General features: G+C 37.4%; 12 protein-coding genes. 3 read left to right on the plus strand and 9 right to left on the minus strand.

The window, feature by feature from the left end:
• Nucleotide 1: 1 nt before the first annotated feature.
• The 7 genes from guaB to DN064_RS09365 form a co-directional block, all read right to left on the minus strand.
• Nucleotides 2-1,474 (minus strand): IMP dehydrogenase, encoded by a 1,473-nt coding sequence (gene guaB, locus DN064_RS09335; protein ID WP_115462382.1) that lies wholly within the window; start codon nucleotides 1,472-1,474, stop codon nucleotides 2-4.
• Nucleotides 1,475-1,572: 98 nt separating this feature from the next.
• Entirely contained in the window at nucleotides 1,573-4,002 is a 2,430-nt protein-coding gene (locus tag DN064_RS09340; protein ID WP_317047366.1) for a TonB-dependent receptor domain-containing protein, read from the minus strand.
• Nucleotides 3,980-5,338, minus strand: a complete 1,359-nt coding sequence (locus DN064_RS09345; RefSeq protein ID WP_115462384.1) for an HTTM domain-containing protein — start codon at nucleotides 5,336-5,338, stop codon at nucleotides 3,980-3,982. The genes DN064_RS09340 and DN064_RS09345 overlap by 23 nt, the downstream gene beginning before the upstream one ends.
• Before the next feature lie 62 nt (nucleotides 5,339-5,400).
• Nucleotides 5,401-6,504 (minus strand): imelysin family protein, encoded by a 1,104-nt coding sequence (locus tag DN064_RS09350; protein ID WP_115462385.1) that lies wholly within the window; start codon nucleotides 6,502-6,504, stop codon nucleotides 5,401-5,403.
• A 78-nt stretch (nucleotides 6,505-6,582) separates the two neighbouring features.
• A complete protein-coding gene (locus tag DN064_RS09355) occupies nucleotides 6,583-7,779 on the minus strand; it encodes a DUF4856 domain-containing protein (RefSeq protein ID WP_115462386.1) in 1,197 nt (398 codons plus the stop codon).
• A 136-nt stretch (nucleotides 7,780-7,915) separates the two neighbouring features.
• Nucleotides 7,916-8,779, minus strand: coding sequence for a hydroxymethylglutaryl-CoA lyase (locus DN064_RS09360; RefSeq protein ID WP_115462387.1), 864 nt, complete (start codon nucleotides 8,777-8,779; stop codon nucleotides 7,916-7,918).
• Nucleotides 8,780-8,824: 45 nt separating this feature from the next.
• Entirely contained in the window at nucleotides 8,825-9,442 is a 618-nt protein-coding gene (locus tag DN064_RS09365; protein WP_115462388.1) for a LysE family translocator, read from the minus strand.
• 163 nt (nucleotides 9,443-9,605) lie between these two features.
• Between DN064_RS09365 and DN064_RS09370 the strand changes: the two genes are divergently transcribed.
• Entirely contained in the window at nucleotides 9,606-11,354 is a 1,749-nt protein-coding gene (locus DN064_RS09370) for a T9SS type A sorting domain-containing protein (RefSeq protein ID WP_115462389.1), read from the plus strand.
• A 37-nt stretch (nucleotides 11,355-11,391) separates the two neighbouring features.
• Here DN064_RS09370 and DN064_RS09375 read toward each other — a convergent pair whose 3' ends face one another.
• Entirely contained in the window at nucleotides 11,392-12,414 is a 1,023-nt protein-coding gene (locus DN064_RS09375) for a quinone-dependent dihydroorotate dehydrogenase (RefSeq protein WP_115462390.1), read from the minus strand.
• A 105-nt stretch (nucleotides 12,415-12,519) separates the two neighbouring features.
• Here DN064_RS09375 and DN064_RS09380 point away from each other — a divergent pair, with 105 nt between their 5' ends.
• Both DN064_RS09380 and DN064_RS09385 read left to right on the plus strand, forming a co-directional pair.
• Nucleotides 12,520-13,536, plus strand: coding sequence for a S1C family serine protease (locus DN064_RS09380; protein ID WP_115462391.1), 1,017 nt, complete (start codon nucleotides 12,520-12,522; stop codon nucleotides 13,534-13,536).
• Nucleotides 13,537-13,612: 76 nt separating this feature from the next.
• On the plus strand, nucleotides 13,613-14,443 hold the full coding sequence (locus tag DN064_RS09385; RefSeq protein WP_115462392.1) for a universal stress protein: 831 nt from the start codon (nucleotides 13,613-13,615) through the stop codon (nucleotides 14,441-14,443).
• A 66-nt stretch (nucleotides 14,444-14,509) separates the two neighbouring features.
• On the opposite strand, the gene DN064_RS09390 is transcribed toward DN064_RS09385, so the two are convergent.
• A complete protein-coding gene (locus DN064_RS09390) occupies nucleotides 14,510-15,214 on the minus strand; it encodes a hypothetical protein (RefSeq protein ID WP_157962280.1) in 705 nt (234 codons plus the stop codon).
• Between the last annotated feature and the right edge of the window lies 1 nt (nucleotide 15,215).

Raw genomic sequence — 15,215 nt, forward strand, 5'->3', positions numbered from 1 at the left:
CTTATCTCGAATAATTTGGTGCTTCCTTAGTAATTGTCACATCGTGAGGGTGACTTTCATTGATACCGCTTGCTGTAATCTTAACGAAACGTCCAGTCTCTTTGAGGGTTTCTATGTCCTTAGCCCCGCAATAGCCCATTCCTGCTCTTAAGCCACCAACAAATTGGTGGATACTTTCAACCAGTTCTCCTTTATATGGTACACGACCAACAATTCCTTCAGGAACAAGTTTCTTAATATCATCCTCCACGTCTTGAAAATAGCGATCTTTACTACCTTGCTTCATAGCCTCAACAGATCCCATACCTCGGTAAGACTTAAACTTTCTTCCTTCGTAGATAATGGTTTCACCAGGGCTCTCTTTAGTACCTGCTAATAACGACCCAAGCATTACGGTATCTGCTCCAGCAGCAATGGCTTTTGGGATATCCCCTGTATATCTAATTCCTCCATCAGCAATTACTGGCACCCCTGATCCTTTAATGGCTGCAGCCACCTCTAATACCGCTGAAAATTGCGGGAATCCAACACCCGCCACAACGCGTGTTGTACAAATTGACCCAGGTCCAATCCCCACCTTAACCGCATCAGCACCAGCATCAACCAAATACTTAGCCGCCTCTCCTGTAGCTATGTTTCCAACAATAACTTCTAGATTCGGAAACTTATTTTTGATGTCTTTTAATACCATGACCACGCCTTTAGTATGACCATGAGCTGTATCAATTACAATAGCATCTACACCAGCATTTACCAATGCTTCAGCTCTTTCAACCGCATCACCTGTAACCCCAATGGCGGCTGCTACACGCAATCTTCCATACTCGTCTTTATTCGCAATTGGTTTTTGGGTAAGCTTAGTAATATCTCTGAAGGTGATAAGACCTGCAAGGGTATCATCCTCTTCAACAATTAGTAATTTTTCAATTTTATTAGCCTGCAAAATAGCCTCCGCATCTTTCAACGATGTTCCAACAGGAGCAGTAACTAGATTTTCGGAAGTCATTACCTCAACTATTGGTCTATTATTATTGCGCTCGAAACGTAAATCACGATTTGTAACAATACCCTTTAACTTACCATGATCATCAACAATTGGAATACCCCCAATACTATGTTCTGCCATATTTTGTTCAGCGTCACCAACCACAGCTGTCAAGGGTAGCGTTACTGGATCTATAATCATACCACTTTCAGCACGCTTAACCTTCCTCACCTTGGCCGCTTGTTGCTCGGCAGTCATATTTTTATGCAACACACCTATACCTCCTTCTCTTGCCATAGCAATGGCCATTTTACTTTCAGTTACCGTATCCATAGCAGCTGAAATTACAGGAATATTGATGGAAATATTTCTAGTAAACTTAGTTTGAATATTGACTTCGCGTGGTAGAACCTGAGAGTAAGCTGGAACTAAAAGGACGTCATCGTAGGTGAGACCTTCACCTAAGATTTTGTTTTCGTGTGCAGTCATTGCAATTAAAATTTAATTGCGTGCAAATTTACGGATTTTATTTGACTTAATGCGTTAATTGAACAAGGCTTATCCAACAAGATATACAAATATCATCATTAGAACTTAAGCTGAAGTGTTCCATAGAAATTTCTTGGTGGAGAAGGGATGATTCCAGGTCCTGGATAACCGGTTGCTCGTCTTGTAAAATAGGCTTTATTCAAAAGATTATTGACTCCTGCTTCTATTCTAAACATCTTGTAGGTATACGACAAAGAAAAATCAAGAATCTCGTAAGCTGGAATTTGACCTATGACCCCACTTATATTGGAGTCCACAGCATTAGTAGCATCTGTAAACTGACGATCTACGTAGGTTAATTGAAGATTTGACATGATATTTTTATAGCCAAAGCGGATCCCAGTCTTAATATTAACTTTAGGTACAAACTCAACTTCATTCCCTTCAATTCCTGGCTGCTCAGAGCGCACATATTCGGATGTTATGAAAGCTGCATTTAAAAAGGTATTGAACCAATATTCAGAGCCCATTCCGATAACTTGCTTCAAATTGAAATCCAGTAACGATTCAAGACCTAGCATCACGGCATCTCCCACATTACCGCGCTCGGCTACAACCCGTCCATCATCTAACTGCTTTTGTACAAGCCCTATTCTATTATTATAAAAAACCGAAAACACATTAACATCATAATTCAAGACTCGGTTGTAGTTGCCCCTAATCCCCAAGTCAACCGTATAACCGTCTTCATCCTTAATATTGGGATTTACAGCAAATGCAGGGTTATTGATGTTAATGTCAGAAAAGGTTACCGAACGGTAGTTTTGTGATATGTTACCATAAACTTCTAAGGCCTCATTTGCTTTATAACTTAAGCCCACGCCCAGTAAAACAAAGGCACGTTCGAGACTTCTATTTTCTTCAACAATTTCATCAAAGATGACATTACCCGCATTATCGGTCCTAATCTCTCTATAGAAACCGTCACTTTGCGTCTTAATGTATTCAAAACGAACCCCTGGGGTCACTGAGAACTTATTACTCAGATAAAATATATTTTCGCCAAATAAGGCCACATTAAGATTTGGAAAATCAAAATCTGACTGATTGGGGTAGGTTGGAAAATCGTCAAAATAAAAATTGAAATCTGGCCCCGAACCATCTGATCCTGGCCCCTGAGTTTGGCTATTTGAGGCATTGTAATACTTAGCACCAACCAAAAATGTTGAGTTCTTAGCACCAATTTTATAACTACTCACCAAACGAGTTTCGAATCCAAAATTTCCAAATGACCCTTTTATTAAATCCCTTTCAGTTCCTGGATCCACTTGGTCTACTCTATTCGTCCTAAAACCTAAGGCATTGCGTTTAGCATTAAGACCAAAAAAATTAAATGTAAAGGTTGTTTTATCTGAGAAATTATGCGCCAACTTAATATTGTATAAAAACCAATCTACTTCAAACCAGTTTCTAGACCTGTTACTCTGATACGGGTTTTCAGCAAACATCTCATCTGTAAGCCCCCCGGCCTGTTGGGCCAAATAATTCATGTAGGTTACCTCAGCTGTGATTTTAGTGTCAAGTGATATTTGGTAGCCGATATGGCCAAACAAATTAATGGATTCAAACCCTGAATTAGGACGAAATCCATCACCGCGCTTATAATTGACAAAAGTGTAATAACTCCATTTTTCTGATGTTCCGCTTAAACTGGTGAAATTAGTGAAAAGCCCAAAACTACCTCCTGTATTCCTCGTAATTACCTCTATTGGTTTTGAAGGATTAGGAGATTTCATTTTAAAGTTAATAAGCCCACCAAATTGGGTTCCATACTGCAGCGAAGCGGCCCCTCTAACAACTTGTATCTCGCTCAACCCCTCGGCTGGAGGTGAGTAATAGCTTTCTGGATATCCTAAGACATCAGCACTTATATCGTATCCGTTCTGTCGTGTATTAAAATTGGAGGTACGGTTTGGGTCTAAGCCACGCCCACCTATATTTAATTGTAAACCAGCATCGTCATTTTGGTATATGTTAAGTCCAGCAACCTGACTGTAAAGTTGTCGCGCATTGTTGGTAGCTAAATTGGCCATCGAGGTTTCAACTTGAACCACCTCTGTTTTTTTTCCAGCATATATGGCCGTCTCTTCCACGTCTTTTAGTCTACTAAGCTCAAACACCTTAGCTTTTCTCGCAATTATTTCTACTTCGTTAAGTTCTTCAGAAATGGGAGTTAAATCCACATTTATCGCGGAATTACTAGAAGTATCAAAATCAAATTCTTTGAGATTAAACTCATAGGAGAAAAATATGAGTGTTCCTGAAGCTTTGTTTGTTTTAATAGCAAAAAACCCCTCTTCATTGGATACACCTAGCAGACCAAAGGACTTTTCATAGATTTCAACACCTTGTAACACCTGTCCTGTAGAGGCATCCTTAATACTCCCGGAAAATTGTTGCTGCGCTACAAGTGTTTGAATGAAGCATAGAGCGAAAACTATAATGTTATAAACCTTTAATTTCATCATTAAATGCTAGTATCCAGGTTTTATGTTTAAATGACTCTTTTTCTTTAAGCAGATTTATAGATGGGTCAATAAATCTCTGACTTGGCCTTCCATTTAGAGCTACATAACAATCCACATATATTTCTATGTGCTTATGACCTTGTGATTTAAAATGATCGCCCAGATAATGGGCATATTCCAAAATAAAATCTGGTTGAAAACTCATTTGCTTTTCTTGGAAAGTGCTGAGAAAATCCGAATTATCAATAAAAAAATACTCCTTGGTTTCTGAATTGACTACTTTAAAATTGGCTATACCTGCTTTTTCCATAAGCATTACGCGCCATGAGAAGCGATATCCTTCCTCGGTCCAAAAGAGTTCCCCCGGATATAATAAATAGCGCCATGGAAATAAGAGTTGCAGAAACAAAAATAAGGTGATCATTAGAAGGGCCCAGCGTTCATGCTTCATCTTGTATAATTCCAATTGTTTAGTTGGTTTTAATTTAAACCATCCTTGACCAATGGACTTCAGGAATGAAATGATTCTTAAGTGAAAATTGGTCTCAAAGAAAATGAGGCAACTAACAATCATAATGTAAGGAAACATTCCAATGGGGAAAAGTGCTCTTGTAAACACATGGAAGAACACTACCAAAGCAAAGGCTAAAATGCGTGTACGCTTATAAAACAATAAAAAGGGGATTGCAATGTCATAAATCATCCCTCCCCAACTCATGGCATAATGAAACCATTCCTGTTGCATTAATGTATCTCCAATAAATGGGAAATTAAACTTTGAAGGCAACCAGATCTTTAAAGGGGTGGCCTTTAGCAACCAATCACTATTAAGCTTAGCCACTCCAGCATAAAAGTAAACTATAGCTAAAAGCACCTTAATCGAATCAATAGTCCAACCGGGGATCTTTGTATAAGTTCGGTTCTTTCTAAAATTATCACATGAGAAGTAGGCATTTGCTGGTAACCAAATCATGAGAAAACTTAAAAGGCTGATAAAATAGTAATGGTTTAAATAGGTGGTTTTATCTAATAACTCGATATAGGTAAAACTCAGAAAAAAAAGAATGATAGCTACCCTATAATAAAGCCCTATAGCCACAAGAAATGCCGCCGTACCACATGATAAAAATAGTATATAGGTTACATTACCTGGTACACTTACCCATTCAAACCCAAAATATTTAAAATGAAATGTAGGCTCTAAATACAGCTTTTCAATCCACCCATTGACCCAGAATCTAATCATACTAATCAGCATCATAAAGCCGAATAGAACTCTAAAAACAGCTAACGGAGCTGCATGGCTTGTTGATTGTAGGTAGTGCTTAGTTGTCATATGTGATTAAGCAAAAAAGATTCCCAATGAGAACCTATTTGCTTACGCTTTTTTAATATAGTTTAATCCCCATCGGCGTCAACATAATCAATTGACACACTAAATGCAGAGACCATATCCACTTTTAGTAAAACAACAGCTGCCTGCAATGCATCATAAGCTTCTGTCATCTTGGTATTATCGTCTTGAACCTGCTGATAAAAATTCAGGTTCAAACCTTGAATTTTAGTTCTTGCTTCGGCAAACTGATTTTGAATATCGATTTTTAAGTCACTTCTATCTAAAAAATCCAAATAATCAGCAAACCCTGAACCATTACTCCCATTAAATACCTCAATGACCGCATCCAATGCTTCCAAGGCAAAGGTTCTTGAAAGATCTTGTTTGTAGTATGCCTCAACTTTTTCGGGCAATGGGGTATTTGAAAAATTACCTGCAGGGATGCCAATCTTAGCTGCACGAAGTCCTTTTTCGTAGTAATAGATGTAATCGTTGACAATTTTATTAAAAGAACTTGTAGCAGTAGATCCCATATTGGAAACAAAAGCGTCACGATATGTACTTGTCCAACTATTGATAATAGCATTGTTTTTAGCCATCATTTGAGAAGTTACATTAGTTAAGAATTCAATATACCCTTCAAAATTTTCGTTGCTAGTAAACTTGTCTAAAGGTGTTGTGTCACCCTCTGCAATACCATGAATTAAATAATCCAGAGCCGGAAAACCTTGAGCATCATGATAAAAAGATGAATTAAGGTCATAACTATTGCCCTCTGCGGCACTTTTAATATCGGAAACTGTAACAGGGTAAATATTAAAAAAGCTCACAAATCCTGTTGGATTGCCGGCTTGCAATTCTGCTTCACCAATATTGAACATTTCCACATGCTGCCATGCCATGTAAGCCTCCTGCCATGCTGAACTTAATGCGTTTAAATTCTCTTGTGTTCTGTCATTGATAAAGCCAGCTCTAGCAACATCAAATGCAGATAATTGGGTTTGCAGTTGATTAAATGAAGGAATAATAAGGTTGTCGGCCAGATTGCTTAACAGAACCACTTGATCGAATGAAGGATTCTCATTGCCACCACCATAACCTTCATCTGAAGAACTACAGGCAACAATTAGAATTGCCATGATTAGAATGCTACTTAACTTTTTCATTGTTGTTTTTCTTTTTTTTGCAAAAATACTACAAAACAAAAATGCCTCATTTACTATGAAGCATTTTTGTTAGTACTTTTAATTAGCGGCCTCGGCGACCGTGAAATCAAATCTGGAAGCTATAATTTCGGACATGGTGTCTAACTCATCTTCTGTTATATCCCAGAATCCATTACCTTCTAATAAAGTAGCCAAGAACCCGTCCACCTCCGATTTAGTGAAATAGGGCGTGTTTGTACCTGGACGTCTCGTGAATTGTAAGCTGTAGATAAATCCAAATCCTTCAGATAGGTCATGAAAGGCAGCTCCTTTATCACCAGATAAGAATTGTTTACCTTGTTGAAGGTAGTAAACAGATCGAATTGCAATAATTTCTGAAACGGCTTCTCTAATTATATCAGCTTGTGGGTCTCTAACATTATAATCACCGGCAACAATTGCTGCTCTACCAAGCTTAAAAGCGTCATAAATCTCATCAGCAATTCCCGTGAAATCGGCATCATTATCCACTCTTGACAAGTACTTATTCAAGAAACTATCTACATTTAACTCGGGATCCATGGCATCAGCCTCATTTCCATACAAATAACCAAAAGCTTCATCCCATTTATGCTCCATGGTAGTGTAGTTTTTACCTTCTACAACAATTCCGCTATTATTGTTTGAAACGTTGTCTCCTTCATCCAATACAGACGTACTTAAATAATTGTTAAGCATCTGGTCGGTCATTAATGCTCCAATCAATCCTTTCACAATAGCCTGATCATATTCCAATCCTTTAGCGCTTACGTAACGGATAGAACCACCGCCACCTTCTTGTAATTGACCCGGTACGCCAGCAGAGGCATTCGTATTCCATGCCGGGAAAACTTCTGCGACCTGAGCATTAATCCAAAATTCAAAATCCGCTTTTATTTGATTTGAAATTGTAGTATTTGCAGAATAATAATCGCGGGACGCTGCTGTCTTACTTCTTATGTTTTTATCTGAACCATTTAAGGTCGCATTGGAAAAGTTAGATTCACCCTCTTCGTGGGCATACATACTTAAAAGCTGATCAGCTGATTTTGAGGTATCCTTTAGGGCACTGCCAAATTGATTACCCATTTGAATTCTCGTCGTTTGGCCACTATAACTAACGGTTGTATTACCTTCTCTGGTAAAACTATAAGTAGCGGGCGCTTGTAATTCCTCTCCACCTCCAGATATATCGTCGTCGGAACAAGAAACTGCTAAGGAGCAGGATATTAAGGAAATAGCAATAATTTTTTTCATAGATAGGTTGCTTGTATTTATTAAGATTTAATATAAATAACGTTGCAAAAATAACAAGGAACTCCTAACTCACAAACTTTATTTAGATTAATTTTAAATAAAAATTAAAGATCTAACACAGTCAACAAATTACCTTTTAATGATAGATTGAAAATATTTTGGTTGCCTCATTATAGGCACTTTCAAAGCTCATAGCATTGAGGTCATGGGCTTTTTTTTGAGTGAAATAGGAGAGCATTTTTTCGGTTGGCATATTACCAGTCAATTGGTCCTTGGCCATTGGGCATCCACCAAAACCTTGAATAGCTCCATCAAACCTTTGGCACCCGGCTTTATAGGCGGCATCAATTTTTTCAAACCAGGTGGTTGGTGTTGTATGCAGATGGGCCCCAAACTCAACATGAGGGTATTCTGGAATCAAATTTGAAAACAAATACGAGATATTATCGGGATTAGAAGACCCGATGGTATCACTTAAGGACAAGATACGGACTCCCATTTCAGATAGCATCTGTGTCCACTCCCCTACTATATCCACATTCCATGGATCACCATAAGGGTTTCCAAAGCCCATTGATATATATACAACCAATTCTTTTTGAGCCTTATCAGTAATATCTATGATCTGATGCAGAGTTTCAACAGATTGTGCAATGGTTTTATGGGTGTTACGCATTTGAAAGTTCTCCGAAATTGAAAAGGGGAATCCCAAATAGTCTATTGCTTCATGACTAGCTGCATCCTGAGCTCCGCGCACGTTAGCCACAATTGCTAATAATTTGCTTGATGTTTGACTAAGATCTAGGCATGATAATACTTCGGAGGTATCAACCATTTGAGGAATGGCTTTAGGAGACACAAAACTTCCAAAATCAATTGTGTCAAACCCCACTCGTAGTAATGATTGAATGTACTGAACCTTCTTTTCAGTCGGTATAAAGGTTTTGATGCCCTGCATAGCATCTCGCGGGCATTCTATAAGCTTTATGGGTTTGTTCATGGTGGTAAAGATAGGTGTTACTTAAGCGTTTTCATAACCCAGAAATTAGAGAAGAATAAACACCGCAATACCGACAAATACAGTGATTTGCAACCATTTAAAAACGAAGGCTGATTTTGGATGAGACATGGTGTACTGCTTGATTGTTCCTGCGAAAAATGCGATCAAAGAAAATATAATGAAAGAAGTAGCCATAAACAGTCCACCTAGAATAAAGAACTGAATTTCATTACTGAGTTTATTTGAAAATAAAAACGCTGGGAAAAAAGCCAAAAAGAAAATTGTCACCTTTGGGTTTAAGACATTCATTAAAAACCCTTGTCCAAATAGCTCCATGAGATTCTTCTGTTGAGTAACGTTGGCATCAAATTTCACTTCTGCCTTGGATCGAAATATTTTATAGGCGAGGAATAGTAAATACAAAGCCCCAAATATCTTAATCCCTAAATAAAGATTGTCATTCTTTCGAATAACTGCGGAAATACCAAAGGCTAGTAGTGAGGTGTGAACAATACATCCAGAAATTAGACCTGACACAGTAGCCATTCCGGCATTTTTGCCATTAACAATACTCTGCACTAACACATAAATATTGTCTGGTCCAGGTGAAATAGCCAGTAATGATGTAGCCCCTACAAAAGATACTAATATATCCCAATTCATTTTTTATTCACAAAAAAATCCAAACAAATTAAATGACCGTATATAGGCTTTAACGAAATTACTAATTAATATTTTTCTTACTTTATTTTGCAGTTTATCGTATTTATTTGCAATTTAAACCTATTTGAACTTATATTTACAGCCCAAATCTAAATAAATTGAAATGAACTTAATAAGTACCTACAGGATATGTGTTGTAACGCTATGTACTTTATTATGCGTTAATTTTTCATTCAGCCAAGATGATGAATGCGGAAACCACACCAATGAACAAGAGTACCTTCAATATTACAAAAGTATTCAACGTAAAAGTCGAGCTATTGAGGAAGAATTTTTGAGAAGTTATAATCCTAACGCTAGAGTGTTTAATGCGCTTACATCGTTACCTATAAAGGTACACATCGTTAGAAATAATAATGGAAGTGGAGGATTATCTGAGTCTCAATTATACGACGCCATTGAAATCATGAATGATTACTACGAGAACGCCGGTCTCGAATTCTTTATTTGTGATGGTATCAACTACATCAATAATTCAAACTTCTATTCCTTACAATCCAACGAAGAAAGTTCATTAACCTCCAATAATGTCAATAATACCATTAACATCTATTTTGTTGATGAAGTATTTAACTCATCCGGAAGTAGTTTATGTGGTTATGCCTACTACCCTGGAGGACCAGAAACTATAATAATGGCCAACGCATGTGCCACAAACGGCAGTACTCTATCACATGAAATGGGTCATTTTTTTGGTCTTTTCCATACGCATGGAAATAGTAACACTACCGCTTCAACAAATGAACTTGTTAACGGTTCTAATTGTGATAGTTCTGGAGATTATGTATGTGATACCCCAGCTGATCCCAAGCTTGGCAACAGCAATGTCAATTCAAGTTGTAACTACACTGGTACGTACCGAGATGCTAATAACGACCTTTACGATCCTCAGGAGCAAAATATCATGTCATATTCGCGTAAATCCTGTCGAACCATGTTCTCAGCAGAGCAATATGCCAGAATAAATTCTACCTATCAACTGTCAAGAACTAATTTAAGATGTCCTTCTTTAAATGCTGATTTCACGGCTGATATAACAGAGAGTTGTGACGCTAACCTCACCGTTGCTTTTACAGAATCTAGCGTAGGTGCTGTTGGCTGGTCATGGGATATAAATGGTGATGGCGTTGAAGATTATAATCAGAGAAATATCACCCATACCTATAATTCTGCGGGGGATTTTGACGTCTCTTTAACAGTTACAGATGGTGACATGTCCGTTTCAACAGTAAAGTATAACTATATAGACGTTGGTGCAGATGAGATCGATACATCCGAAATAACATTGATTTTAACCTTAGATAATTGGCCATCAGAAACAACATGGGAATTCAAAGACTCAAATAATCAGGTCATTGCAAGTGGAGGTCCATACCAAGAAGGTCAGGATGACAATGCTACAAAAACAGAGACCTTTACAATAAACCAAGATTTATGCTACAGTTTCGAAATCTACGATGCTTATGGAGATGGCATTTGCTGTAGTTCAGGAAATGGTAGTTATGAATTAAGAGCCGCTGACAATACTCTTTTAGCCTCTGGTGGAGATTTTGGTGATGTGTCTTCTAATAATTTCTTTAATGGAAACCTATTGGGCATTAACGAACTTAGTAAAGAAGATGTTACTGTTTATCCTAACCCGTCAACAACAGAACTAAACGTTAACATGAACAATGGAACCTTACCAGAGTCCATTATTATATACAATGCTCTTGGACAGCAATTATTACAGCGTAAAGTTAATTCACAATCAGATCTGAAAGTCAGTACCGTAGATTTTGATGCAGGACTTTACATTTTAAAAATCTCAAATGAATCGGGTGAATTAAGTTTACCATTCATAAAACAATAATAATAAACTATAACCCCTTTAAAAGGTCATGTAAAATCTACATGGCCTTTTTTATTATGGCTCTGTTAATTCTTTTGATCAGACCTGGTCCTTCATAAATAAAACCTGTGTAGAGTTGTAATAAATCTGCACCCGCTTCTAGTTTTTCTATGGCATCCTCAGCAGAGTGGATGCCCCCTACCCCTATGATAGGAAACGCTTTATTGCTTTTCTCAGCAAGGAACCTAATAACCTCCGTAGAACGATTGGTAAGTGGTTTACCACTAAGACCTCCAATTTCAGATTTAGCCGGGCTATTGAGCCCCTCTCTACTTATGGTAGTATTAGTGGCGATAACTCCAGCTATCTGAGTTTCTTTCACAATCTCTATAATATCAAGTAATTGATCATCAGTTAAGTCAGGTGCGATTTTTAGCAATATGGGTTTCTCCTGAGGTTTAGTCTTGTTGAGCTTCATAAGACCTTGTAGTAATTTGGTCAATGGTGCCTTATCTTGAAGCTCCCTTAGATTTGGAGTATTAGGGGAACTCACATTAACCACAAAATAATCCACATAATCATACAGTCCATTAAAACACGTATTGTAATCCTCAAACGCCTTTTCATTGGGGGTTACCTTATTTTTCCCAATATTTCCTCCAATTAAAACATTAGTGTTTGATTTTAGACGCTTAATGGCCTCACTAAGACCTCCATTATTAAATCCCATACGGTTAATAATGGCACTGTCCGATTTTAATCTGAATAAGCGCTTTTTTGGATTCCCAGGTTGCGGTTTTGGGGTTATGGTTCCTATCTCAATAAATCCAAAACCAAACCCTGAGAGTTCTTTGTATAACTTAGCATCCTTATCAAATCCAGCGGCAAGACCTATGGGGTTCTTAAATGTCAAGCCAAACAACTCTCTTTCCAACGACCGATTATTAGTCTTGTACAATTGACTTTGAACCCAGTATGCACCTGGGATTTTACACAATAGTCTTATGGCATTGAATGAAAAATGGTGGACCTTTTCAGGGTCAAAACAAAATAAGATCGGACGTATGAGTAATTTATACATGACTTTAAAATCAGCTGCAATATTAGAAAATATTCTTGGGTAAGTGAGTTATCTAGCTTACTAATTACCTGAATTTTTCGATACATTTGTGAGTAAAAACACCATATGAAGAAACTTATACTTGTTTTAGTCTCCTTGACTATCATTCAAAACCTCCATTCACAGGATCTATCAGAATTATATGCTGAAGTAAACCCAGCTGTAGTTGTTCTTTTTACCTCTGAAAAAAAGGTTTTAAAGGTAAAAGGACAGGCCTCACAGACTGTAAGAGAAAACGGCTTGGGTTCAGGCTTTATGATATCAGACCGGCTGTTAATTACTGCCGCACATGTTGTTTCAGTTTCAGAGACTATAAACGTTAGGTTTGCTGACGGGGAAGTCATCCCTGCATCCGTTGTCCGGTCATACAGCGAGGCAGACATCGCTCTTGTCAAACTGTTAAGACCTCGTATGAACGCTAAAACCGTTAAACTGGGGAATTCTAACGATTTAAAGATTGGTCAACGCATTTTTGTTGTTGGAGCACCTTTTGGATTATTCTCCTCACTATCATCAGGATATGTTAGCGGATTTAGAAGAAGTGCGCTTAGCGGTAATCCTTTTAATACCACTGAATATATTCAAACGGATGCAGCAATTAACCAAGGAAATTCAGGAGGGCCAATGTTTAATCTTAATGGAGAAGTTGTAGGTATTGTGAGTCATATCACCACGCAGTCTGGTGGATTTGAAGGTATTGGATATGCATCAAGTTCCAACTTAGCACAGAAATTATTAATAGACACAAACATTCCCTGGTTTGGGGCTGACATTCATACCTTGACACCTCTACAGGCCAAGCTCTTAAATGTTCCTCAAGAACACGGTTTGCTAATTCAACGTGTTGCTTCTAACTCTGTTTTTGGTAAAATGGGAGTACTCGGTGGGGATACGGAAGTTGAATTAGGAAATGAAACGTTATTAATTGGAGGTGATATTATTTTGAAAATCAATGACATTCAAATCCAATTGACTCAGGCTTCCCTTGATAAACTAGCTAAGTTCGCTGAAGGACTCTCAAGCAATCCTAAATTTGAAATGACTGTTTTAAGAGGTGGAAAACTTGTTGTGTTAAAGAATTAGCATTTTTTATGTCATTTGTCATAATTTTTTTTAAGATTTATAGCTAATTTTCGATAATTCTTTAAACCCTTCTATCATGAAAAAGATTATTATTCCCGTAGATTTCTCTAAGTATTCTGAATATGCTCTTAAGTCAGCTGCGTCACTAGCCCGCAAATATGGCGCCGAATTGACAGTAATGCATATGCTAGAATTATCCGATTCCATATTTTCTTCGTCGTATAACGAAAAAGGCGAGGAAATGGCTTTTATGCTGATGTTGGCGAATCAAAAATTTGATAATTTTTTAGATAAAGACTATCTGGAGGGATTAACAGTTACTCCTGTTATAAAAAAACATAAAGTCCTCAAGGAGGTTAATGATTTCGCCGCCTCTATTCAAGCGGATCTGATTGTTATGGGATCCAAAGGGCATAGCGATCAAGACGGTGTCTTTACAGGTTCAAATACTGAAAAAGTTGTGAGACATAGTGATATTCCTGTTCTTGTTATTAAGGAAGAATTGGATCACACAGAATTAAAGGCTATTGTACTAGCTACTGATTTTGATAGTGATAGTGTTCCAGCTACAAAGAATGCAGTTACTTTGCTAGAAAGCCTGGGAATTGAAGTTTCATTTTTGCACGTCAACCTGCCAAATATCGGATTTATGAGCACCGATGAGATTCAAGATCGTAGAAATTCGTTTCTCGAGGTAGCCGGTCATCCAGAGTGGTCTGATCGCATAAATTATGTAGCAGATTACTCAGTGGAAGATGGTGTATTAAAATTTGCCAATAATAACAATGCTGATGCTATTGCTGTTATTTCTCACGGTCGAACAGGCTTAAATCTGTTCTTTGGAGGCAGCATCTCTGAAGATGTAGTTAACCATGCCAGACTGCCGGTTATAACTTTTAAGCAATAAGATTTTACAATACATAAAAAAACACCTCCAAAATCAGGGGTGTTTTTTTGTTCTATTAATAAGCTCTTATTTATCGAGTTTTTTTAGTTCTTTCGAGAAGATTCCAATAACACTCTCTAAAATTTCAAATGGAGTCGCAGGTTCCTGTACTTCAATTTCATAGACCGCCACCAACTGATCCTGATAGTTTTCTTTTAAATCGTAAAGTAAGCCTTCTATAATATAGGTGTTGTACTTTTCAATGTTTGGGATTTCAACTTCATCGTCTGGCCCTCTTTTGCTTGGACCTTGAGAAATATATTCAATTGAATTTACACTGTAACTATCTGTAAAACTTATGCCTTTTCTATTAGGACTTATTTGATAATTTGAGCTCCCTTCCTTTCTATTATCTCGAACGTAATTAACGCGTGTATCCTTCAAAAACATGACAAAAGCACGATCAAAACCCCTATCCATTATTGTCTTTACTAAGACCTTACCTTCTTCTTCTGTCATGTTTTCTTTTTCCTTCAGATCCTTAAACACAACATTTGCTGCTTTTGAACTCACTTTACCTTTGGTAAGGTTACTTACCAAGTTATTTTCGTACTGTTGTCTTATGTCTATATTCTCTGATCTGGCATAAACCAACAGGTCTGCTTGTGTATTATAGGCATATCCCTCCTTATTCCAGGAACCAGACAACTTTGTAGATGAACATGAGGTCAAAACAACAGTTAAAACTAATAGTAATAAGGTTTTTAAATAGGCATTCTTAGTCTTAATCATG

The sequence above is a fragment of the Winogradskyella aurantiaca genome (assembly GCF_003362725.1).
Classification (GTDB): domain Bacteria; phylum Bacteroidota; class Bacteroidia; order Flavobacteriales; family Flavobacteriaceae; genus Winogradskyella_A; species Winogradskyella_A aurantiaca.